Below are 24,239 nucleotides of genomic sequence, written 5' to 3' on the forward strand. Positions count from 1 at the left end.
TGTCATTACTCCAATTCTAAATTCTAAACTTTAAATTCTTACAATTCGTCTGTTTTACAACTTGAAATCTTAGTCAGCGAAACCCTAAGCAGACTTGACCTGAATCAGTTTGGCAAATAAGTCGTATTCATCAGCATCGGTAATTTCAACTTCAAGCAAATCACCTGCTTTAATTAAGCTCTTGTCGATATCTTCTACAAATACATTGCCATCAATTTCTGGAGCATCGGCATAAGAACGTGCTACAGCCACTGGAAATTCCTCTTCCAAATCATCAACCAATACCGTCATAGTTTGACCAATACGCTTTTGAAGTTTGGCTGCAGAAATTTCTTGCTGAACCTGCATAAAACGCTCATAGCGTTCTTGTTTAATTTCTTCAGGTACATGATCAGGTAAATCGTTTGCTGCGGCACCTTCAACTGGTGAATAGGTAAAACAACCAACACGGTCTAGTTGCGCTTCTTTGAGCCAATCCAGCAAGATTTGGAAATCTTCTTCTGTTTCACCAGGGAAACCCACCACAAAGGTAGAACGAATAACTAACTCAGGGCATTTTTCACGCCACAGCTTTAAACGCTCTAAAGTGTTTTCGCTGTGTGCAGGACGCTTCATTAGCTTTAACACTTTCGGGCTGGCATGCTGAAACGGAATATCTAAATAAGGCAAAATCTTGCCTTGAGCCATTAAGTCAATCACAGCATCGACATGCGGATATGGATAGACATAGTGCAAACGCACCCAAATGCCCAACTGCCCTAAGGCTTCACACATATCATAGAATTTGGTTTTAACCGGCTGACCATTCCAAAAATCTAATTTGTACTTGGTATCTACACCATAGGCAGAAGTATCTTGAGAAATCACAAGTACTTCTTTTACGCCCGCACGTTTGAGTGCAGCAGCTTCTTCTAAAACTGAACCCACAGGACGTGAAACCAAATCACCACGCATGCTTGGAATAATACAGAAGGTACAACGATGGTTACAGCCTTCAGAAATTTTAAGGTAAGCATAATGCTTAGGCGTCAAACGGATGCCTTGTTCAGGAACCAAATCGATGAATGGATTATGCTTTGGCGGCTCAGGTACATACTGGTGTACCGCTTCCATAACTTCCTGATACGCTGCCGCGCCTGTGACTTTTAATACATTCGGGTGCATTTGACGAATCTTGTCTTCATCTTTACCCAAGCAGCCTGTCACAATCACACGGCCATTGGCATTCATTGCTTCGCCAATCGCGTCTAAGGACTCTTGTACTGCAGATTCAATAAAACCACATGTATTGACAACAACTAAGTCTGCACCATCATAATCAGATGCAACATCGTAACCTTCAGTTTTCAACTGAGTTAAAATTCGTTCGGAATCTACCAATGCCTTAGGACAACCTAAAGAAACAAAACCGACTTTGGGGGATTTCATAGAATCTGCACTCCACTAGAATGCGCGTATTGTATGACTTTTCTTTGCATAAAAATAGAGAAATAGCCGACTCTTTGCATAATGCACCAAAATACAACCATTCAGGCTGAATGATTTATTTATTGCACCATTTTAATGCATTTTTTATTTACAGTGTTTCTGTTATCCGTTATATCTTGAAAATTCAGTCCAGTTGCAGCGCATTTTTTTGAACTTGCGAAGATAAATGCACTAAAAACTTAAAGTTGGCGTGCATTTTGCTTAATTCGCCTCAATTCGATCCAAATTTGGAACATGGCTGCTACATGATAATACCCTTGCGCTATTTTAATACAGGAAGTATTCGCTAATGGATCAAACCCAGAGCATTGACTACCGCCTTTTGGTAGACAACTTAAGCACTGCAATTTTATTGGTTGACCGTGACCTGAATATTTTTTATTTAAATTCTTCGTGTGAAGCCTTGTTTGATATCAGTTTGATTCGTGCATCAGGACAACCTGTTTTAAATCTGCTGCACATGCCTAATGATGAGTTTAATACTCAAGAGGCTTTTCTAAACACACTCAAAACGGGTCAACCTTATACACGCCGTGAAGCAACAATTAATGTCAATTTTAAAGATATTCATGTCGATTACACTGCATCACAGCTAAATTCAGGCAAGCCTTATCATCCCTTATTGCTGATTGAATTAAATCCGATTGATCGGATGCTCAAAATTTCCAAAGAAGAGAACTTTATTCAGCAGCATCAGGTGGCACGTCAGCTTATTCGTGGCGTGGCGCATGAAATAAAAAACCCGCTTGCAGGGATTCGTGGTGCAACTCAACTTTTAGCACGCAGCTTAAATGATCCAAAATATGACGAATTTACCGACATTATTATTAGTGAAGTCGATCGTTTAAGAAACTTGGCCGACACGATGCTCGGTTCACGCCAATTACCAAGTTATGAATTGGTCAATGTGCACGAACCGTTGGAACGTGTACGCAGTTTAATTGTCAATCAAACCAAAAATAAAATAAAAATCATTCGTGACTATGACCTTTCCTTACCTGAAGTCATGGCAGACCGTGATCAATTGATTCAAGTCATGCTGAATATTTGTGCCAATGCGGTGCAAGCCATGACTGAAAATGCTGATTTCTTTATCGAGCATCAACCTGAATTGGTTTTAAGAACTCGTATTCAGCGCTTAGTCACCATTAATGGTGTACTGAACCGCTCTACGGTGCGTGTTGATATTGAAGATAACGGTCCTGGTGTACCTGAAGACATTTTAGAGTCTGTATTTTATCCGTTGGTGACTGGACGAGCCAACGGTACAGGGCTTGGCTTGAGCATCGCACAAAATATTATGCATCAACACAACGGAATGATTGAATGCCAATCCATTCCAGGAAAAACAATATTTAGCTTATATTTACCTTGGGAGGCGAGTCATGTCGCGAAATAAAATTTGGGTGATTGATGATGACCGTGCAATGCGTTGGGTACTGGAAAAAACCTTTAGAGAAGAAGGTTTTGAAGTCACTAGTTTTGAAGAGGCTCAATCTGCACTGGATGAACTCAGCCAAGATGCACCCGATGTAATTTTGACCGACATTCGTATGCCTGGGGTGGATGGCCTGACCTTCTTAGCCAAAGTCAAAGCAAATTACCCAGACCTACCTGTCATTATTATGACTGCACACTCCGATTTAGAGTCAGCAGTTTCAAGCTACCAAACTGGTGCATTTGAATACCTGCCTAAGCCTTTCGATATTGATGAAGCTTTGGCATTGGTTAACCGTGCGATTTTACACATCACCAAATTACAACAGCAAGAATCTGCAAAATCTACAGTACAGCCAATTCAATCGACAGAAATTATTGGTGAATCACCTGCTATGCAGGAAGTATTCCGCGCCATTGGACGATTATCACAATCACACATTACCGTGTTGATTAATGGAGAATCTGGTACAGGTAAAGAGCTGGTGGCACATGCACTGCATCGCCACTCCCCACGTAGCAGCAAACCATTTATTGCGCTAAATATGGCGGCCATTCCTAAAGATTTGATTGAAACCGAACTATTTGGGCATGAAAAAGGCGCGTTTACGGGTGCCAATACACAACGTCAAGGCCGCTTTGAACAAGCCAACGGTGGCACACTGTTTTTAGATGAAATTGGCGATATGCCTTTTGAAACTCAAACTCGTTTATTGCGTGTCTTGGCTGACGGTGAGTTTTACCGTGTTGGTGGGCATATACCTGTCAAAGTAGATGTGCGTATTGTTGCAGCGACGCATCAGGACTTAGAAAAACTGGTACAGGATGGTCGCTTCCGTGAAGACTTGTATCACCGTCTGAACGTCATTCGTATTCATATTCCTAAACTGGCGCATCGCAGCGAAGATATTCCGATGTTGGCGCAACACTTTCTGGCACGTGCAGGCAAAGAATTGGGCGTGAGTCCAAAAATATTGCGTCCTGAAACTGTTGAATACATGCAACAACTGCCTTGGCAAGGTAATGTACGCCAGCTGGAAAATACCTGCCGTTGGCTAACCGTCATGATTACAGGTCGTGAGGTCTATCCTGAAGACTTACCAACTGAACTCAAGCAAATTCCAATTGAAAAATTAGGTGAGCATCCTGCACAGCACTTGGTAGATCGAGTTTCTATGCACCACTGGGATGAATTGTTGGGTCAATGGGCAGTTCAAAAGCTCAAAAATGGTGAAATGAAACTTCTGGATATTGCCATTCCAATGTTTGAGCGTACTTTGATTAATGCCGCACTACAACAAACACGTGGGCGTAAACGCCATGCAGCAGAACTATTGGGTTGGGGACGCAACACTCTAACCCGAAAACTCAAAGAGTTAGGTATGGATAGTGCAGATGATGAAGTAGAAGAAGAAATTGAGAGCTAAATCAGATAAGCAGCAATAAAGATATCTGATGCTTCATCACATAGGGAAACTCAATGCCTGAGTTTCCCTTTTTTATAGGCTTAGATGTGCTTTAAGATCAAGTCAATTAGGCAGCAGTAAAACCAATATAACGAGATAAATCCTGCACACCTAAGTCAGTCTTATAAATTAAATATTGCGGGTATTGGCTAGATGTCAATTCCTGCCACATATCCAACTGATCGTCATGTGCATGAATATCATCAACACTACGCAGCATACTCTGTTCAAATACATCTGCCACGAATTCAAAACCCAAGTCCATTGCCACAAATAAAGTATGCTCACAAGGCTGAATATATTGCTCTTCAGCCCAATTGATCACGGCATTCTTACAATGTGGACAAAGCAAATTTTCTGTGGCGGGTGTATTCAATTCAATCAGTTGATATGGCATAGCGTGTCGTCACCAAAAATAAAAATAAAATGCGTAAAATACGCTATATCGTTCGCATCATAGCAAGCAATTGCTATATTTTGTGGTATCAGCCACTTATAATCATCAAAAATTTTCTTCAAAAAATCATGAGCACTCTAGAAAACGCAATTACATTGGCAGTACAACAGCATGCAGGTCAGGTCGATAAAGGCGGTCAACCTTATATTTTGCATCCGCTACGCTTAATGCTGCAATTACAGCACCCTGACCAACAAATTGTGGCGGTGCTACACGATATTCTTGAAGATACCTCCACCACAGCAGAAGACCTGCACAACTTGGGTTTTCACGCGCATATTATTCAAGCAATTCAAGCATTGACTAAACAACCACATGAAACCCGTATCCAAGCCGCACAGCGTACGGCGTGTAATTCACTCGCACGCAGCGTGAAATTATTGGATGTACAAGACAATATGAATCTTGCACGTATTTCACATCCTACAGCACGTGATTTAGCACGTTTGGAAGAATACAGACAGGTTTTAGATATTCTGCAAACAGCACAGCAACAAAGCACAATTAATAATTGACATCATGCAACGATGCCTCTTTAATTTAAACATTGTTGCACAAATGGAATTTAGTCATGCTCACAGATTTGGATGATTTTTATTGTTTTGCCCAAGTGGTCGAACACGGTGGTTTTAGTGCTGCAGAACGTGCGACGGACATTCCAAAATCCAAACTGAGCCGCAGAGTCCATAATTTGGAAGAACGCTTAGGTGTACGTTTAATTCAACGCAGCTCACGCCATTTTGCGGTGACTGAAATTGGCATGAACGTCTATCGTCATGCGCAGGTTATGATGAATGCTGCCCAAGCTGCACATGATCTGGTTGATCACTTAAGTATTCAACCACGTGGGGTAATTAAAGTCAGCCTTCCCGTTTCAATTGCGCAAAATGAAATTGCCAAGATTTTGCCTGAGTTCTTAAAGACCTATCCTGAAATTAAAGTGCAGCTGATTGTTAGTAACCGCCGTGTGGATATCGTCAATGAAGGCCTCGACATTGCCCTTCGTGTTCGCTCAAACTTGGATGATGACCCAAGTTTAGTGATTCGTAAATTTAGCCATATCGAGCAACATTTATTTGCCAGTCAAGCCTATTTAAATGAATTTGGTGATTTGAAAAAACCTGAAGATTTAAGCCAGCATAAAATTTTAAGCATGGCGGATGAGCATTTAGACCAATTCATGGTGGTACACGATCAACAGCAACAACCGAAAAAAGTTAAAGTTAATCCAACTGTCATGGGTTCAGATTTGATGATGCTGGCTCAACTGGCACGACAAAACTGTGGCATTGTTTTACTCCCCGACACCATTGTAGAAGATTATGTCGCCTCTGGAGAATTGGTGCGTGTATTACCAGACTGGCATGCACCGCATGGAATTTTCCATGCCGTCTACCCTTCACGTCGTGGTTTGTTACCTGCAGTACGTGTATTTATTGATTATCTGGTTGAAAAGCTCACCATTCGCTAGTAAACAAGTTTTACTAATCATGCAAATAATAAGCAAAAAAAAAGCTTATCTAAGGTAGATAAGCTTTGAAAACTACAATCTAAAATAAAAACATAAGAAATATAAAACAAAGAAACTACAGCAAGTATCTTTGGTTATTATTATAGCGATTGTTCATTTTTTAACAAATAGTTTAAAACTAAAGTCTAAGATGTTTTTTCAATAAGTCTTTCGCACTGAATAATACAAAGATTAAATTTCAGGATAATTTCCCGTACCTTCTGGCCATGGTGATAACACTTCAAAACCAGTATCGGTCACTGCCACCATGTGTTCCCACTGTGCAGAAAGTGATTTGTCAGTGGTCACTACCGTCCAGCCATCTTTTAGCTCTTTAACTCGTGCCTTACCAGCATTCACCATTGGTTCAATGGTAAATACCATGCCTTTTTTAAGCACCAAGCCTTGCCCAGGTTGCCCATAATGCAACACACTCGGCTGCTCGTGATACACCCGCCCAATGCCGTGCCCACAATATTCACGCACAATACTATAACCTTCACGATGCGCCACACTCTGGATAGCAAAACCAATATCCCCCAAAGTTGCGCCGGGTTTAACCGCATGAATGCCTGCACGCATTGCCTCATAGGTCGTATCTACCAGTTTTTTAGCTTCTGGCTTCACTTGCCCTACATAGTACATACGACTGGTATCGCCATAAAATCCATCTTTAATGACTGCAACATCAATATTAATAATGTCACCATCTTTTAAAATAGCTTTAGCTGATGGGATGCCATGACAAACCACCTCATTTGGAGAAATACAAGTGGTTTTAGTATAGCCGTGATAGCCCACATTGGCAGGAATGACTTTCAGTGTATTCACAATATAGTCATTACACAAATCATCTAAATATTCTGTGCTCACCCCAGGTTTGACATGCTCGCCTATCATCTCCAAAACCTGAGCTGCCAAGCGTCCTGAAACGCGTAATTTTTCTATATCTTGCTCGGTTTTTAAACTTACTTTAAGGGCGCGCATAGTGAACTCCTGATCTGAAGTTCAAGATTATAGCCCTTTCACCTTTTAAAATCAGCTTTGTGTGACCTATGGCACTGCTCAACCCTAGAACAATGTATAAGAACTGAACACTTAGATAACGCTTTAAATAACCCAATAAGACCTGAAGTGCCGAATACAATCAGCTGTTCAAGTATAGTTTTTAACTGATAAATCATAATGATATAAACCGCAGACTAATTATTTAACTACAAGCATTATAATAACTATTTTTTATACTATTCATAAAATAAATTAGAAAATCATGCTTTGTTCTACTAGAATCGCTTCTTTTGTTTGCTTTCTCTCCCATGACCAGTTTACGTACACGGGATATTATTGCCTTAGGTTTTATGACCTTTGCACTATTTATTGGTGCGGGTAATATTATCTTTCCCCCTATTGTTGCTCAGCAAGCTGGTGAGCATGTTTGGCTTGCTGCATTCGGTTTTTTAATCACGGCTGTGGGCTTACCTGTGATTACCATTATGGCCTTATCGCGTGTGGAAGGCTCAATTCAAATTTTAAGTTCACCCTTAGGAAAAGCCGCAAGTTTAATTTTAACAATCATCTGTTACCTAGCCGTTGGGCCACTATTTGCAACACCACGTACTGCAACCGTGTCTTATGAAATTGGTTTTTCAGCCTATTGGGGCGATTCAGCACTGACATTATTCATTTATAGCGCAATTTATTTTGCCTTGGTGATGTTGGTATCACTCTACCCACACAAAATTTTAGACACTGTGGGTTATGTGCTGTCGCCACTTAAAATTTTGGCATTACTTATTTTAGGTATAAGTGCCTTTTTACTCCCAACAGGGCAAATTGCACCAGCAGTAGATCATTATATAAATCGACCTGTGTCTGAAGGCTTTATTAATGGTTATCTCACCATGGATACTTTGGGTGCTCTGGTTTTTGGTATCGTGATTATCAATGCAATCCGCTCACGTGGCGTTACCAATAAAAAACTCATTACACGCTATGCGGTTTGGGCCAGTTTAATTTCAGGTATTGGACTCACGCTTGTTTATATTAGCCTGTTTAAACTGGGGATGGGCAGTCACGAAATTGCAACAAATGCGAGTAATGGTGCGATTATTTTACATGCCTATGTGCAACATGCATTTGGTCCTTTTGGCGCTATTTTTCTTGCGGCTATGATCTTTATTGCCTGTATCGTAACTGCAATTGGCCTCACCTGTGCCTGTGCAGGTTACTTTGAACAGATTACTAAAATTCATTACCGACGCTGGGTCTTTATATTGGTGGGTTTTGCGTTTGTTATATCCAATTTGGGGCTTACCAAGCTCATCGCCATATCTATGCCCATTTTAAGTGCAATTTACCCACCTGCAATTGTGGTCATTCTACTTAGCTTTTTTTGGAAGTTTTTTCGTATTCCCACACGTGTTATTGCACCAACTGCAGCGGTCGCTTTACTTTTCGGGTTAATTGATGCCATGAAAGCTGCAAATCTAAGCTCTTACTTGCCAAATGAACTCACCAGTCTTCCACTCAGTGAACAAAATCTTGCTTGGCTAATTCCCGCCTTGCTAATATTTGTGCTGGCAACATTTCGTGATCGCTTAAAAAAATAAGAGACTTGATTGCCTTAGAATCATGTTTTACCCAAATATGATGTGAAGGAAAGTTTGCAAATAAACAATAATTGTCAGGTTTTACCCAAACAGACATTTATTGTTTTATGGTGCAATTAAGCATGCTGTTTTATGTCAGTTGTTGTAGCAAAGTCATGACTTCACAAAGTTAAAATAAATAACTGAATTAGCAAATTTTAAAATAAAAATTTCAAAAATTATGCTTAAATTCAACTTTATACCCTAAGAAAAATTAACGCTAAAGTCGTATAGTCTGCTGCAAAATTAGCTGGCATAAAATATGCAAGTGATTCAAAAAGCACTTTTCATGGGCTGAAAAATGTCACCCTTTGTTTCATTTTGTAAATAAATGATATGGAAATCAGGTATTTTTCAACAAAATGACGTTTTCTAAGGAAATATAACCATAAGGGCTTGAAATAGTTCTCATAAAGCAGTACAACATTAAAAGCAATCTGACTAAAACGCTCTGATTTTAGTGATTTATAACAAGGAGGGATGGAGATGTTTTCACATTTCAATACGCAAGTCTTCATTAGCGCTCTGAAGGCTAACCAAAACTTAGTCACATTTTTAAGCACCACTTTTGCATTGATGCTAACCTTATTGCTACAAGGTACAATTCAAGGTAACTTGAAACCAACCTATTTCTTATATGCCTTTTTGGTATGTATTGCCTTTGCAATTTGGACATCAATTGATCAAAAGTTCCGCCAAAGCCAAAACGCCGAAGCTCGTTAATTTTTAGCCCTGCACTGCTAAAAATTAAGCCATCATCTAACATTCTGCGGCAGTTGGATTATTCCACTGCCGCCAACTCTCAAAATAATTCTAAAATTCAATAGCTGCCGATCTAGCCATAAATCTATAATAATCCGTAGATTGCACCAAGCAATAACACGCTTGTTCCTCCAAGTTCCGCACCTATTAACAACAACATTGCCAAACTCATACACCACGCTGGTAGTTGCCACTTTGCAAGCTGATGCGGTTGTTTAAATTGATTCGTGGTATCTTTTAATAGCCCATGCAAGATATAACTTAAAATTGAAAAGCTAAAAAATGCTAAATTCAAGATCACACAAATTAAAATAACAGTGGCATCCCAAATACAAAAATAAGCCAATACCGCTAAAATTAAACTTGCAGGTGCATAGAGCAAACTACTTCGGTGTGCAATATCGACATAATAATGTGCACGTGCTTGAGCTGAATTCCTAATTTGCCAATACTTCCAAACACCTGTCAGCATTCCCACCCATAAAAAAATCCCACTAAAAATAATGGCCAGACGCACTGCCCAAGACAAACCATCCATGTAAGTTACTCTGTTATTTTCATTCCGCTATTTAACTACAGCCACTACCAACTTATCTGACTTTAGAGTCAGCATAAATATCAAGTTTCTTTTTGGAACTCGTGTAAAGTGAGTTTATTCAAAACTGTGTTAAAGCATTATGAGTACTTTTGAAAATTTAAATATTATTTGTTCAGACGGTTATTCTTTAGCTGCACGATATTACCCAAATCAATACAACCATACCCAACGGTTGCCAGTACTAATTTGCCCTGCAACAGGCATAACCAAAAGCTTCTATCATGCATTTGCTGCATGGTTAAGCGAACACGGTCACGCAGTATTATGCTTTGATTTTCGTGGTATTGGCGACTCTTTGCATCAACCCTTAAAACAATGTGAAGCCAGTATTGTCGATTGGGGACAACTTGATATTCCTGCCGCTGTGAATTCACTATTGCAAAAATCACAGGCTGAACAAGTCATCTTGTTGGGTCACAGCGCTGGTGGACAACTTCTGGGAATTAATCCTGAATACCATAAAGTCGCCAAAGTGGTAGCTGTTTCTGGCTCTACAGGGCACGTAAAAGGTTTAAAGGGACGTACTCGCCTACTCGCACCTGTCATGTTTAATTTAATCTTCCCAATTGCCCGATTAACCCATGGTTATGGCCCAACCAATGCAATTGGCATGGGTGAGAACTTACCTAAAAATGTCGCACAACAATGGGCTCAATTTTGCAGTAAACCTGGCTATGTCATTAACGCAGTCGGTAAAACTGTGCAGCGTGATTTCCACTCAGAAATCCAATGCCCAATTACAGCCATTTGGACTACAGATGATGAAATTGCCACTGAAGCCAATGTGCAGGATTTACTGCGCTTGTATCCGAATGCTGCAACTAGCATGATTGAATTAGAACCGCATCGTTTCTCACATAAATCTATTGGACACATGGCAATGTTTAAAAAATCACATCAGAACTTATGGGAAATTATTGCCGATCAGTTGGTGGTTTAAACAGCTACAAATTGATGGATATACACTGCTGTAGATGCTTGTTCCAGTTTAAGCAACCAAATTTATAATCCTGTTTGGTTGCTTCTTTTTTATGGATGTTGATTATTCTTTAACACAATAACTCACCCCCATGTAGTCGTAATTTTCATTCAGATGACAAAAAAAGCTCCGCCAATTTGGCAGAGCTTTTTATTAATTAGGGATGATGCTGATTAAGGCAAACGAATCATCACAGTTTTAATGCGGTTTGCATCAAGTTCTGTTACTTCAAAGTGCACCCCTTGATAATCCAACTGTGTACCTACCTGCACTTCACCTTGGGTTTTATCTAGAATCAAACCTGCGACACTAATATATCCCGCATCTTCTTCAACTAAATCTAACATACCCAACTCAAGTTCAAGCTGATACAAATCCAGCATGCCTGTTGCTTTCCACTCGTTGTCATTAATTTTAATTAAATCCAACTGTTCATCTGCATCAGGGAACTCACCCGCAATCGCTTCAAACACGTCTAATGGTGAAATGAGGCCTTGAACGTTACCGAACTCATCGCTAACCAACACCAATGAGCCTTTAGAGGTACGTAAAGTATTGATGGCATCAATCACTTTCATTTTTTCAAAAATGTAAATTGGACGCTGACGTTTAATTAAAGCTTTAAGTTCAACTTCATCATCTACAACATCTAACAATTCTTTTGCACGAACAATGCTGATGACTTTATCTAAACTGCCACGACACACTGGAAATAAGCTGTGTGGTACTGACAAAATCTGTTCACGGATTTGTTCAGGCGAATCTTCAATGTCTACCCATGAAATTTGACTGCGTGGCGTCATAATCGAAGCCACAGAACGCTCTGCAAGTGTTAATACACCGCCAATCATATAACGCTCTTCATCAGCAAATGCTTCTTGTGCTTCGACATTCATATCTGGGCTGCTGGTTTCCAATCTGCCGCCCATCAATTTTAAAATTGAGTCGGCAGTACGATGACGTAATGGAATTTTTGCTTCATGTTTTGCAACATTGCGCTGACCGAACTGGTTAAACGCTTCAATTGCAATCGCAACACCAATACCAGAATAGATGTAGCCTTTTGGAATATGGAAGCCAAAACCTTCTGCAATTAAGCTGATACCAATTAGCAGTAAGAAACTTAAACACAAAATTACAACGGTCGGATGTCGGTTAACAAAGGCTGTTAAAGGCTTAGATGCAAGTAACATTACCAACATTGCCACAACCATTGCCACCATCATCACATAGATGTTGTCAACCATACCAATTGCGGTAATGACCGAATCCAGTGAGAACACAGCATCTAGAATGACAATTTGAGCCACAACAGCTGCAAAACCTGCGTACACGACATTGGTTGTGACTTTGACTTCAGGCTTGCCTTCCATCTTCTCGTGCAGCTCCCCCACGGCCTTATAGACCAGGAATAGACCACCGCCCAAGAGAATCAAATCTCGCCCAGAGAAGGTTTTATCAAATATGGTAATTAAAGGTTCGGTTAGGGTCACCAACCAAGAGATTGCAAATAGCAATCCTAAACGCATAAACAACGCCAAAGACAAACCGATCACACGGGCTTTATCACGTTGTTCAGGTGGTAATTTTTCTGCAAGAATAGCAATAAAAACTAGGTTATCAATACCCAGTACGATTTCTAAAATAATAAGTGTAATTAAACCAACCCATATTCCCGGATCTAATAAAAACTCCATTAGTTTAAATCTCCGAGAAAGTTAGCAGAAATCGAAATATAAAGTAGACCTGCGCACGGCGACGGATCCATAAAAGTAACCTTTTTAGCAATTGATAGATTAATTATGCACAATCTTGAAGATTTGTAATTATATTTTTGAAAATTTTGAAAAAAACTAAACAAAGCAATCGGTCTTTCTTTTTTATTGTATTTTTCAACCATAAACTAAATATGGAGTGATTAGCACAAAATCATAACATTGAAAAATAAGATAAAAAGTCAAACCCATTTTAGGCAATAAATTTGACGAATGAGTCATTTGAACAAAATTTACTTTTTATTCAAAACAAATACATTACAAGCTATTGTTATTTAAGTGATATTAATATTTTAAGATTTCGAACCCATATCTTCTGCGTATCATGATCAGATTCACGCAACCTTTTGAATGAAATGCGAAGTGTACAAATGTATTTTTTTGACTAAAATGCTGCCTAATTATGAATATTCATTGTGGCACACACAATGTGATTGCTAGATAACAACAATGAATTGCTAATCCCCGTACTAAAAAAATTCTAGAGGATTAATAAATATGTGGTATGACAGACCTACAAGCTACAACCAAACATTGAACTTTCTGTTCAAACGCCAAAATACAATTAAAAATTTACACTCAAAACAATGCTGAATTCACGCTAATGGCAATCACGATCTTGCATTTACAACGCAAAATTTACGTGAATCTGTTTAAGAATTTTTTATTTATTAGACCTTTATTTTATTAAGTTTAGCTTCACACTAACTTTAAGTAATAAAAACGTCTTGCTAAGCACATGAGTTTTCACATAAAATGTGAAATATCAAAAAATACAATTAAAACAATGCAAGGAATATGCAATGTCCAAGAAATATTCTAAATTTCTGCCTTCAACCGATCATTACGATCTTAAACAATTTCCATATTATTGGGTGACACAAGTGCATGCACAATATGTGCAAAATGTTGATCACGCTTTAAAGAAATATGGTTTAGACAATTCACGTCGCCGTATTTTATTGGCGCTTCGTTCTAAACCGCATGCCAGCGTGTCTGACTTGTCTGATATGGTGGTATCTAAAATGTCGACCACCACTAAAATTGTTTATCGCCTGAAAGATGAAGGTTTAGTAGAAACTTATTCCTGTGATGATGATGCGCGTATTACCCGTGTTGTACTCACAGAAAAAGGTGACGACATGACCAATAAAATCAATGATTTGACTAGTGTTGTGCTAGAGCAATCCTTTGATGGCCTGACACCACTACAAATTGAAAAAATGATGGAAAGCTTACGTCAAATTTTTAACAACTTAGCTCGCTAAGAAGCTATATCACAAGCCATTGAAAAACTGTTAAAGATCGAAAAAGTTGAGTTGGGGACTTACTTTTTCGATCTTTGCTTTTGGAACAAAGGAACACTCAAACTCATCTACAGGAAAGCCTTGTACAAAACTTTGTATATTGGGCGTTTTCAGGCTTAACCATTCATCCAAACGTGCATGTGGAATCACAATAACCGAACGCTTCACAGGGCCAGATACATGAAACTCTTTCATCATGTCATGCTCAATTGCGTCCATGGTAATCATACTGGCAGAGCGTATAATCTCTTCATTTTCTTGCCCCACATTTAGCCTAGAAATTTCGTATAGCGCCGCTATAAAGAATACCTGCCCATCTTTACGTCGTACACCCCAGCGCTGGGCTTTACCTTCAATATATTTTGACTCATAAAATTCTGATACTGGAATTACGCCAAATTTGCACTTATAGGCTGCTTCGCTAAAACTGGGCTTTTCCAGTATAGTTTCATTACGACAGTTATAAGTTTTTAAAGCAATGCTTTTGTCTTCGGCCCATTTTGGAATCAGGCCAAAATTTACCAAACGCCACTCCAAACCCGTCTCAGACTTAAATAATAAAGGCGCAGTACTGTTCGGATAAACTTCGTCAGGATATTCAAAAGGTATTTCTGGTAAACCTAAAGCAGATAACTGCGTTAGGCTCAACGGTTTAAAATTGGCACACATATTTAACTTGTATAAAAAGACAAATTTACTATATCACGCATAGTATCGCTTACCCATGCACTAGCATGTTTAAGCGCAATATGCTTGCAAACAGCCATCTTTAAGCGGGACACGTCATCCAATGTGTTCGAGTAAACTCTTCAAATATCCAGCGCCCATTAAAACGACCTAAACCTGAATTCTTCTCTCCACCAAACGGTGCATTGGCATGATCTGCAACGGTAATACCGTTTATATGCGTCATCCCCACATCGAGCTGCGCAGCAAAATCAATGCCACGCTCTAAATTTGCTGTACACACAGCTGCAGATAACCCGTATTGGGTCTGATTTGCCAATTGCAAAGCATGTGCTTCATTTTCGGCCTGCAAAATTGGTAGTATTGGCCCGAAACTTTCATGCTGGACAATCTCGGCATTAGCATCAACATTTACAAAAATATGTGGTGCCACTAGATTTACGTTTATGCCACCTTCATAAATTAATTCAGCGCCCTGCGCCTTCGCTTTTTGAATGATTTGCTGATGTTTTTTCACTTGCTCTGCATTAATGATGGGACCAATAAGTGTATTTTGTGCATTAGGATCACCCACCACCAATTGCTGCACACGTGTTAACAACTTATCGATATACACAGCATAAATCGACTCATCGACAATAACCCGATTGGTACTCATGCAAATTTGCCCCTGATGCAAAAATCGACCCATTACCGTAAGTTCCACAGCTAAATCGACATTGGCATCATCTAAAATGACCAAAGGTGCATTGCCACCAAGTTCTAACGCAACACGTTTCAGTGTTTCTCCACCTACTGCCTTTTGCCCTACACGCTGCCCAACTGCTGTAGAACCAGTAAAGGAAATCATTTTAGGCGTAGCATGCTCAACAAAATAATCACCTATTTCACGGCTAGCCCCAACCACGACATTCAGTACGCCTGCAGGTAAACCTGCTTCTTCAAACAATTTACCCAAGAGTGTTCCACCTGTGACTGGTGTATCACTTGCAGGTTTCAACACCACACTATTGGCACAAGCAATTGCTGTCACCACCGAACGCATAGATAAATGAAATGGAAAATTCCAAGGGCTAATCACTGAAATAACACCCAAAGGCTTGCGCAAAACAAAACTGCGTACTTGAGGATCTTTACTTTCTAATGGTGTAGTTGTCATCTGATCAGGAAATTGTGCTGCTTCTTGAATAATCCCTAGCGCAGCATCCACTTCAATATTGGCTTTTAATCGAGTACTGCCTGACTCATCAATCAGCCACTGTACAATTTCTTCCTGTCGCTGCTGAATGACTTGCTGTAATTTAGTAATGACTTGCTTACGCACTTCGGTAGATTTAATAACTTGTTCATCAAAGGCTTTTTGTGCCGCACTATAGGCACTATCAACATCTACTACACTGGCAGCCTGCATCTCAAAAATGACTGTTTGCTGATAAGGATTGCTATTGGTTATGGTCTTGGTTGATGTGCCAGTCGTCCAATGTCCACCAATAAATTGTTGATTCAAACCTTGATATGCTGGCATGTATTTGTCCTTGCGATACTTTTTATATATGGCTTTCACTCTACTCCGCAGCTTGATGTTTTTCTAGCTGCGAGTACATCCTGTAACTATTCAGCTGCAAAATTTTCAAGAAACCATAGGCAAAATACAGACAACAAAAAAGCCTCCGAAGAGGCTCATTTGTTTGTATTACACAATCAGTGAACATTCATTCCCAAAGGATTAGTCACCTGTATAACCTTTTAATTTTAAACGCGCAGCGTGTAAAAGTGGCTCTGTATAACCAGAAGGTTGCTCACCACCTTTAAAGATTAAGTCAGACGCAGCTTGGAACGCAATGTTGTTCGCAAAGTCGTTAGACATTGGCGTATATAACGGATCGTTAGCGTTTTGCTGATCCACAATTTTAGCCATACGTTGCATTACTTCTTCAACTTGCTCACGTGTCACGATACCGTGACGTAACCAGTTGGCAACGTGTTGTGAAGAAATACGTAAAGTTGCACGGTCTTCCATCAAACCAACATCGTTGATGTCTGGAACTTTAGAACAACCTACACCCAAATCTACCCAACGTACAACGTAACCCAAGATACCTTGACAGTTGTTTTCAAGCTCTTTAGTTTTTTCTTCGTCAGACCAGTTAGTGTCTTTTGCCAATGGTGGAGTTAACAAGTCATCTAAAGATAAAGGCTCAGTTGCCAATAATTCTTGTTGACGGTCTGCTACGTTCACTTGGTGATAGTGAATAGCATGAATCACAGCACCTGTAGGTGATGGAACCCATGCACAGCTTGCACCCGCTTCAGGATGTTCAGTTTTGGTTTTGTACATGTCTAAAAGCATGTCTGGTTTTGGCCACATGCCTTTACCAATTTGTGCTTTACCACGTAAACCTGCTTTCAAACCGATCATCACGTTACGGTTTTCATACGCTGGGAACCAAATTTGACCTTTTACTTCGCCTTTACGAACGAATGGACCTGCTTCCATGAAGGTATGGATTTCGTCACCTGTACGGTCCATGAAACCCGTGTTAATGAAGATAGTACGGTCTTTAGCTTGAGCAATACAGTTTTTCAAGTTTACAGAAGTACGACGTTCTTCATCCATGATACCGATTTTTAAAGTCTTCGCAGGCAAGCCAAGTACTTGTTCAGCACGTTCAAACAATTCAACTGCAAATGCAACTTCATCTGGACCATGCATTTTTGGCTTCACGATGTACATAGAACCTTGACGTGAGTTCTTGATCGTGTTTTCACCGCGAATGTCAGCAAAAGTCAATAATGGAGTGATCAATGCATCCATGATCCCTTCATAGATTTCTTGACCATCAACCAAAATTGCAGGGTTAGTCATTAAGTGACCTACGTTACGTAGTAACATTAATGAACGACCATGAACTTTAGTTTCACCGCCTTCTAGGTTTTTGAAAGTACGGTCAGCGTTCAATGTACGAGTCATGGTTTTGCCATTTTTCTCGATTGACTCTGATAATGTACCTTTCATTAGACCTAACCAGTTACGGTAGCCTTCAACTTTTTCTTCAGCATCTACAGCTGCAATTGAGTCTTCTAAGTCTTGAATTGTCGTTACAGCAGCTTCTAGAACAACATCTTTTACACCAGCTGCATCTGTTTGGCCAATTGGACTAGTTGCATCAATTTGAACTACAACGTGTAGACCATTATTTTTGAATACGATTTCTGTTGGAGCAGCAGCTTCGCCATTATAACCAACAAATAATGCTTCATTTGCAAGTGTTGTTGTAGAACCATCTTTAAGGCTTACTACAAGTTTGTTTGCATCTACAGCATATTTAGTCGCATCGGCATGTGAGCCTTGCGCCAATGGGAAAGTTTCATTTAAGAAGTTTTTCGCAAATGCAATTACTTTTTCACCACGAACTGGGTTATAGCCTTTACCTTTTTCTGCGCCATTATCTTCAGAAATAACGTCAAAACCGTAAAGTGCGTCGTATAACGAACCCCAACGTGCGTTTGCTGCGTTCAAGCAGTAACGTGCGTTACGTACAGGTACTACGAGTTGTGGACCAGCCAATAATGAGATTTCTTCATCAACATTTTCGGTGGTAATTTGAAAATCTTCTACTTCTGGTAATAAGTAGCCAATTTCAGTCAAGAAAGCTTTGTAAGCTTCTAATTCAAATGTATTATTGCGGTGCCATTCATCAATTTTAGCCTGAAGCTCGTCACGCTTTGCAAGTAACGCTTTGTTCTTAGGGCTAAGATCGACAACGACTTGTTCAAAGTTTTTCCAGTATGCATTACTGTCTAAACCAGAACCTGGTAGTGCTTCATTTTCGATGAAATCGTAAAGTTCTTTAGCAATCGCTAACTTGCCTTTTTGAATACGTGCAGTCATTGTCTTTCCTGATATTGCTACTTTTTATACAAGAGATTCTAGTATACTGATTTATATTTAGCTGAATAGTATTATCACATTTCAAAATAACGATCATTTATTACAAGATGAGTGACAATAAACACCTGAAATTCTGATCTGAAACATGACATTATTATTCATATAAATACACTTTCACAGTGTATAAAGTTTTTGAAATGTCGAAATTAGACTTAAGTTCAGATTTTGTTGTAAAAACCATCGACAGTCCTGTTTCAACACCACAAGATTAAGCCATGTTTATGACAAAATGTCGATAAAACCAGCAGTCACTGAATTTCTAACATAAAAAAGCGCCTAATTCTAGGCGCTTTAAAATCAACTCATTTGCTGTTCGGCTTCTGTTGCCTGTATTTGGCGGTGTTCTGCATTTAAATAGTCATCGGATTGCATTTCCAATAAACGTGAACGCGTGCGTTCAATTTCAAATGCTAACTTTTCGCCCTGATAAATTTCGATAATTGAATCTTCTGAGGTCAATAACAGTTTTACCCCACGGTCATAGAATTCATCAACCAAGTAAATAAAACGACGTGTGCCTTCAGACAAGAAATCAGTCAAATGCGGTACATTGCTGACCAATACTGTATTATAGATATTGGCAATTTCAATAAAGTCTGCAGGACTACGTGGCTTAAAGCACAGTTCAGAAAACTCACACCACAACACATCTTCAGTATGTGCAATGGTTTCTACAGTACGCTGATTAATAATAATCGGTTCAGATGAATGCTGCTGGGTATTGGTCAATGCACTGAAACGCTGCGCCATCCAGTTTTGGTTATCATGGCTGAGTGGCGATTTAAACAACTGAGCTTGTTTTAATACACGTAAACGATAATCTACCCCAGCATCGACATTGAGTACCTGACAATGCTTTTTCACCATTTCAATGGTTGGAATAAAACGGTCACGGTGGATGCCATTTTTATACAAACCATCTGGAGCAATATTTGAAGTTGCGACCAAAGTAATCCCACGATGGAACAGTTTCTGGAATAAATCACTCAAAATCATCGCATCGGTGACGTTTGAAACGAAAAACTCATCAAAACAAATCACCACTGCATCTTTATAAATTTGATCTGCAACAGAGTCTAAGGGATTACGCTGCCCTGAAAGTTTGTTGAGTTCACGATGCACATATTGCATAAAATGGTGAAAGTGCATGCGGGTTTTGCGACGAAACGGAACTGAATCATAGAACTGATCCATCAACCATGTTTTACCACGACCTACACCGCCCCACATATAAACACCTTGTGGCGCAGTCTGACGACGAAAACGTCGAAATGCTTTTTTTGAAGCTTTATAGCGTTGAATTAATTCCTGCCACACACGGTCAAGTTCGTGTACAGCCTGCGCCTGTGCATCATCTGGCATGAACTGCCCAGATGCAATCGCTTGCGCATAACGCTCTGCAGGTGACAGTGGATTAAAGGCTGTATTGTGTGGTGAATTAAAATCAGACATATTCATGGATACTTGTTTGGGCAAATAGATTATAACGAAGATCGAATCACGAGATATAACACTTTGGCATAGGTTTGCTGAATACTTCGGCTAAACACAGGCTATTTGGTATATTGGCGTGGGCTTTGGCCAAACCAGCGCTTAAAGGCATGGTTAAATGCCGCAGGCTCCGAATAACCCAACAGTTCTGCAATCACTTCAATTGAATACTCCTGATATTCAATTAAACGCAGTGCTTTATCTTTGATTAAATCTTCACGAATTTGTTTGTAACTGGTGTTCAATTGTTGCAGTTGATGCCTTAACGTCCGCTCTGGAATTTGTAAGGCCTGTGCTGTTTCTGCCATGCTAGGCATACTGCCCTGTTGCAGCTCTAAATAATCTTTAACACGTTGCACCACTGAAGGCGTATTGTCTTCTAATTTTAAGCGGTCTAGCTCTACAATACATTTAGCTTCGTAGCTACTAAACGTTACTGCATCTGCAGATGGAATACGTGCATTCAACACTACATCATCAAACCAAAATGCGGCTTGAGGCTGATTAAAGACAATGTCTTGGCCATAATAATCATAAAAGGTTTGCAACACTTCACTTTGCTGCGGCTGTGCAAAGGGTAATTCTATGCGAATACGTGGTGCGCTCAAGCCCATCATTTTATAAAGGTCTTGAATAAACTTAAATGTGCCTGAAATTTCACATTGTGCGCGTAGTATCCCTAAACTGCTGTGCAGATCGTTCGGTTGATAGCACAGTGCAATCTGTTGTGCTTGATGCTGCAAACTCAATTGACCACTCAAATGGGTCAAGCCCTGATATTGAATCCCCTTTTCTAATGCTGTTGCAATATTAGGACTGGTCACCAATAACATCAGCAAAGGACCATAACCTGCCAAGGCATAATGCTGTCCAATAAACAGCCCCATTTCAGGTTCAACATCCGCACCAATGACTTTTAAAATATCCCATTCCAGACTTGGATGAATCACCGAACTGGTGTCCAATGCGTCTGCACGCAAGCCGATACTTTGCAATTTTGCATCGACATCAACGCCTGCTTTACGCATGCCTTGTATTAAATACATCAAGCCAAGTATAGATCTTTTCATAAAATGAACAGTGCGAAATAGAATATCCTTTTTACCTGATTCTCCCACAGATAGAAATTGCCGAAAATATCAATTTTTATGTCAGCACGATCATGTTGTCAGGCATCGGGTTATTCTATCCTGAGTCAAACAAAATAAATATAAGGATGTCTTCATGCAGGATGCAGTAGCTCATTATCAAGTCGCAATTATTGGTGCAGGCTTTGGTGGCTTAGCCATGGCGATTCGTCTATTACAACGCAATATTCAAAATTTTGTGATTTTAGAAAAATCCAATGAAGTGGGCGGAACTTGGCGTGAAAACCAATACCCTGGTGCTGCTTGTGATGTGCAATCGCATCTATATTCATTGTCTTTTGCACCAAAAACCGACTGGAGCAAACGCTACGCAGAAGCACCAGAAATTTTTCAATATATTCAGGATGTGGTGCAACAGTTTAATTTACGTGACTATTGTCAATTCAATAGCGAAGTGGTGCATACCGAATATCAGGAAAAAGACTGTGTGTGGCACATTGCTTTAAAAGATGGCAAACAATTAAGTTGCCAATATTTAATTTTGGCCTCTGGCCCACTGCATGTTCCGCAAATTCCTAAAATTAAAGGCATTGAAAAATTTAAGGGCAAAGTTTTTCATTCCTCGCAATGGGATCATCAATACAACTTAAACGGCAAAGTGGTGGCCTCTATTGGCACAGGCGGTAGCGCCATTCAGTATATTCCCGAAATTGCACCAACAGTCAAACAATTGTATGTAATGCAACGGACCGCAGCTTGGGTTATTCCGAGGGATGAACGTAAGTATTTAGCTTTAGAGAAAAAAATCTTTCAGCGACTAGACTGGTTTAGAAAGCTGCATCGCGCTCGTTTATATTGGTCAAATGAATCACGTGCAATTCCAATCATGCAACCCAGTGTGATGAAATACACTCAGAAGCTAGCAGAAGCGTATATCCGTTATCAGGTCAAAGACAAACAATTGGCAGAAAAGCTCATCCCTGATTATATTATGGGATGTAAACGCATTTTGGTCTCTAACAAATACTTCCCAACCTTTAATCGCAAAAATGTTGAGCTAGTCACTGATGCCATTCAAGAACTGACCGAGGACAGCATCATTACTGCCGATGGTCAAACACGTAAAATTGATTGTTTGATTTATGGCACAGGTTTTATTACCGATCCGCGTATTTATTTACAGCCATTTAGTTGTATTGGCGAGCATGGCATTGATCTTAAACAAGCTTGGAAAGATGGCGCAGAAAGCTATTACGGCATTAGCCACAAAGGGTTTCCGAACTTGTTCCAGTTACTTGGGCCAAATACAGTGTTAGCACATAACTCAGTTATCTTTATGATTGAAGCGCAAGTTGATTATATTTTGCAAATGATGGATTTAGTGAATCAATCACATGCTCAGGCGATTGTGGTTAAAGATCAAGTACAAGACCAATTCAATCAAAAAATTGAAGCTATGCTAAACAACACCGTTTGGCAATCTGGCTGTGTGAGTTGGTATCAACAAGACGATGGCAAAAACTTTGCGCTTTGGCCAACTTATACTTGGAAATACTGGCTTCAAACCAAGTCCCTGCATCCAAGTGATTTTAGATTAATCAGTAAAGCAGCATAAAGTTCCGCTTTGTCATTTGAATAGGCATAATCAACAGGTGTTCAATCCACCTTCTCACCTGTTGATGTCATGCAATCTCTTTGGCTGATTTTCCAATTATTATTTTGTTTATTTTTAGGATTTATACTCGCTAAACGCTTGCCCGTTATCGTTGAAAAAATTGCATTCCAATTACTGCCATATTTTAGCTATATCTTACTCGTTGCAATTGCATTTGAATTTGCACAGACATTTAGCTCACTACAGCAACCTGTGCAGATTCTATCTACTGCTATGCAAATTGCATTTGCCACCTCAATAGGTGCATTTCTATGCTGTTATCTTTTATTTAAAGGTATTGGAATACAAACCACACACGGTAAAGTGTCACTGCATTTATTACGCAAATCCTGCCTGAACATCAGTTATGCATTTCTAGCGTTGTTTGCTGGTTATGCACTGCATCAAATTACAGATAGCTTGAATTTTCAAGCACAGATACAAACGTGGTACTTACTGTTATTTTTTATGTGGATGATCGGACTCGACCTCGCCTATTCACCGTTAGATCGCGCTTGGTTGAATTGGAAAATATTGCTGGTTCCTGCTGGATGCATCATGGGTTCTGTCGCAGGCGTGTTACTTTGTGCACTATGGCTACCCGTACAGCTCAAAGATTTGCTAATGTTGTCACAAGGTTATGGCTTTTATTCTATGAGTGGCATTGTCGTATCTGAACTACGTACACCCGAATTAGGTAGCATTGCGTTAATGAATGACTTGTTCAGAGAGATTTTTGCAATATTGTTGATGTATGCACTTGGCTGGCGTTATCCACGTGCTGCAATTTCAGCTGCAGGTGCAACAGCAATGGATGTGACTTTACCCATGGTCAAACAAGCCTGTGGTAATGATTTTATTCCACATGCAATGGTCAGTGGATTTGTATTGTCAGTCCTTGCCCCCATTGCTGTAAGTATATTGGCTGCTATTTAAAAGT

Annotated in this window: 20 protein-coding genes; 10 read left to right on the top strand and 10 right to left on the bottom strand. The window is 39.7% G+C overall.

Annotated features, from left to right (window positions below; all coding sequences use genetic code 11):
- Positions 1–84 precede the first annotated feature (84 nt).
- On the bottom strand, positions 85–1,428 hold the full coding sequence (rimO, locus tag ACNS8M_RS07290; RefSeq protein ID WP_168418933.1) for a 30S ribosomal protein S12 methylthiotransferase RimO: 1,344 nt from the start codon (positions 1,426–1,428) through the stop codon (positions 85–87).
- A 349-nt stretch (positions 1,429–1,777) separates the two neighbouring features.
- Here rimO and glnL point away from each other — a divergent pair, with 349 nt between their 5' ends.
- Positions 1,778–2,887, top strand: coding sequence for a nitrogen regulation protein NR(II) (gene glnL, locus ACNS8M_RS07295; RefSeq protein WP_168418932.1), 1,110 nt, complete (start codon positions 1,778–1,780; stop codon positions 2,885–2,887).
- Entirely contained in the window at positions 2,874–4,352 is a 1,479-nt protein-coding gene (gene glnG / locus ACNS8M_RS07300) for a nitrogen regulation protein NR(I) (protein WP_168418931.1), read from the top strand. The genes glnL and glnG overlap by 14 nt, the downstream gene beginning before the upstream one ends.
- A gap of 106 nt (positions 4,353–4,458) precedes the next feature.
- On the opposite strand, the gene ACNS8M_RS07305 is transcribed toward glnG, so the two are convergent.
- The gene (locus tag ACNS8M_RS07305; protein ID WP_168418930.1) at positions 4,459–4,788 is read right to left on the bottom strand and encodes a hypothetical protein; all 330 of its coding nucleotides are present in this window, start codon (positions 4,786–4,788) and stop codon (positions 4,459–4,461) included.
- Between the two features lie 128 nt (positions 4,789–4,916).
- Here ACNS8M_RS07305 and ACNS8M_RS07310 point away from each other — a divergent pair, with 128 nt between their 5' ends.
- The gene (locus ACNS8M_RS07310; RefSeq protein ID WP_168418929.1) at positions 4,917–5,363 is read left to right on the top strand and encodes a guanosine-3',5'-bis(diphosphate) 3'-pyrophosphohydrolase; all 447 of its coding nucleotides are present in this window, start codon (positions 4,917–4,919) and stop codon (positions 5,361–5,363) included.
- A gap of 56 nt (positions 5,364–5,419) precedes the next feature.
- Complete coding sequence (locus tag ACNS8M_RS07315; RefSeq protein ID WP_168418928.1) at positions 5,420–6,319, top strand: LysR substrate-binding domain-containing protein; 900 nt, start codon at positions 5,420–5,422, stop codon at positions 6,317–6,319.
- A gap of 231 nt (positions 6,320–6,550) precedes the next feature.
- On the opposite strand, the gene map is transcribed toward ACNS8M_RS07315, so the two are convergent.
- Positions 6,551–7,345 carry a type I methionyl aminopeptidase gene (map, locus tag ACNS8M_RS07320; RefSeq protein ID WP_419224664.1) on the bottom strand — a complete coding sequence of 265 codons (795 nt, stop codon included), beginning with the start codon at positions 7,343–7,345 and terminating at the stop codon, positions 6,551–6,553.
- A gap of 329 nt (positions 7,346–7,674) precedes the next feature.
- On the opposite strand from map, the gene brnQ reads away from it, so the two are divergent.
- Both brnQ and ACNS8M_RS07330 read left to right on the top strand, forming a co-directional pair.
- The gene (gene brnQ / locus ACNS8M_RS07325) at positions 7,675–8,967 is read left to right on the top strand and encodes a branched-chain amino acid transport system II carrier protein (RefSeq protein ID WP_168418926.1); all 1,293 of its coding nucleotides are present in this window, start codon (positions 7,675–7,677) and stop codon (positions 8,965–8,967) included.
- 525 nt (positions 8,968–9,492) lie between these two features.
- A complete protein-coding gene (locus ACNS8M_RS07330) occupies positions 9,493–9,729 on the top strand; it encodes a hypothetical protein (protein WP_168418925.1) in 237 nt (78 codons plus the stop codon).
- A gap of 124 nt (positions 9,730–9,853) precedes the next feature.
- Here the strand turns inward: ACNS8M_RS07330 and ACNS8M_RS07335 are convergent, their stop codons facing one another.
- Complete coding sequence (locus tag ACNS8M_RS07335) at positions 9,854–10,306, bottom strand: hypothetical protein (protein WP_168418924.1); 453 nt, start codon at positions 10,304–10,306, stop codon at positions 9,854–9,856.
- 139 nt (positions 10,307–10,445) lie between these two features.
- Here ACNS8M_RS07335 and ACNS8M_RS07340 point away from each other — a divergent pair, with 139 nt between their 5' ends.
- A complete protein-coding gene (locus ACNS8M_RS07340; RefSeq protein WP_419224665.1) occupies positions 10,446–11,306 on the top strand; it encodes an alpha/beta fold hydrolase in 861 nt (286 codons plus the stop codon).
- Between the two features lie 212 nt (positions 11,307–11,518).
- Here the strand turns inward: ACNS8M_RS07340 and ACNS8M_RS07345 are convergent, their stop codons facing one another.
- The gene (locus tag ACNS8M_RS07345) at positions 11,519–13,042 is read right to left on the bottom strand and encodes a TerC family protein (protein WP_168525466.1); all 1,524 of its coding nucleotides are present in this window, start codon (positions 13,040–13,042) and stop codon (positions 11,519–11,521) included.
- 881 nt (positions 13,043–13,923) lie between these two features.
- On the opposite strand from ACNS8M_RS07345, the gene ACNS8M_RS07350 reads away from it, so the two are divergent.
- Positions 13,924–14,388, top strand: a complete 465-nt coding sequence (locus ACNS8M_RS07350) for a MarR family winged helix-turn-helix transcriptional regulator (protein WP_419224666.1) — start codon at positions 13,924–13,926, stop codon at positions 14,386–14,388.
- A gap of 30 nt (positions 14,389–14,418) precedes the next feature.
- Here ACNS8M_RS07350 and ACNS8M_RS07355 read toward each other — a convergent pair whose 3' ends face one another.
- The 5 genes from ACNS8M_RS07355 to ACNS8M_RS07375 form a co-directional block, all read right to left on the bottom strand.
- Positions 14,419–15,096, bottom strand: coding sequence for an SOS response-associated peptidase (locus tag ACNS8M_RS07355; protein WP_419224667.1), 678 nt, complete (start codon positions 15,094–15,096; stop codon positions 14,419–14,421).
- Between the two features lie 100 nt (positions 15,097–15,196).
- Positions 15,197–16,639, bottom strand: coding sequence for an aldehyde dehydrogenase family protein (locus tag ACNS8M_RS07360; RefSeq protein WP_168418919.1), 1,443 nt, complete (start codon positions 16,637–16,639; stop codon positions 15,197–15,199).
- A 201-nt stretch (positions 16,640–16,840) separates the two neighbouring features.
- Positions 16,841–19,006 carry a malate synthase G gene (locus ACNS8M_RS07365; protein WP_419224668.1) on the bottom strand — a complete coding sequence of 722 codons (2,166 nt, stop codon included), beginning with the start codon at positions 19,004–19,006 and terminating at the stop codon, positions 16,841–16,843.
- A 357-nt stretch (positions 19,007–19,363) separates the two neighbouring features.
- The gene (gene zapE / locus ACNS8M_RS07370; protein WP_168460272.1) at positions 19,364–20,518 is read right to left on the bottom strand and encodes a cell division protein ZapE; all 1,155 of its coding nucleotides are present in this window, start codon (positions 20,516–20,518) and stop codon (positions 19,364–19,366) included.
- A gap of 101 nt (positions 20,519–20,619) precedes the next feature.
- On the bottom strand, positions 20,620–21,627 hold the full coding sequence (locus ACNS8M_RS07375) for a helix-turn-helix transcriptional regulator (RefSeq protein ID WP_168525462.1): 1,008 nt from the start codon (positions 21,625–21,627) through the stop codon (positions 20,620–20,622).
- 154 nt (positions 21,628–21,781) lie between these two features.
- Between ACNS8M_RS07375 and ACNS8M_RS07380 the strand changes: the two genes are divergently transcribed.
- Entirely contained in the window at positions 21,782–23,260 is a 1,479-nt protein-coding gene (locus ACNS8M_RS07380; protein WP_419224669.1) for a flavin-containing monooxygenase, read from the top strand.
- 69 nt (positions 23,261–23,329) lie between these two features.
- A complete protein-coding gene (locus ACNS8M_RS07385; RefSeq protein WP_419224670.1) occupies positions 23,330–24,235 on the top strand; it encodes a lysine exporter LysO family protein in 906 nt (301 codons plus the stop codon).
- Positions 24,236–24,239 lie beyond the last annotated feature (4 nt).

Source organism: Acinetobacter sp. A2, from assembly GCF_048537555.1.
GTDB lineage: Bacteria > Pseudomonadota > Gammaproteobacteria > Pseudomonadales > Moraxellaceae > Acinetobacter.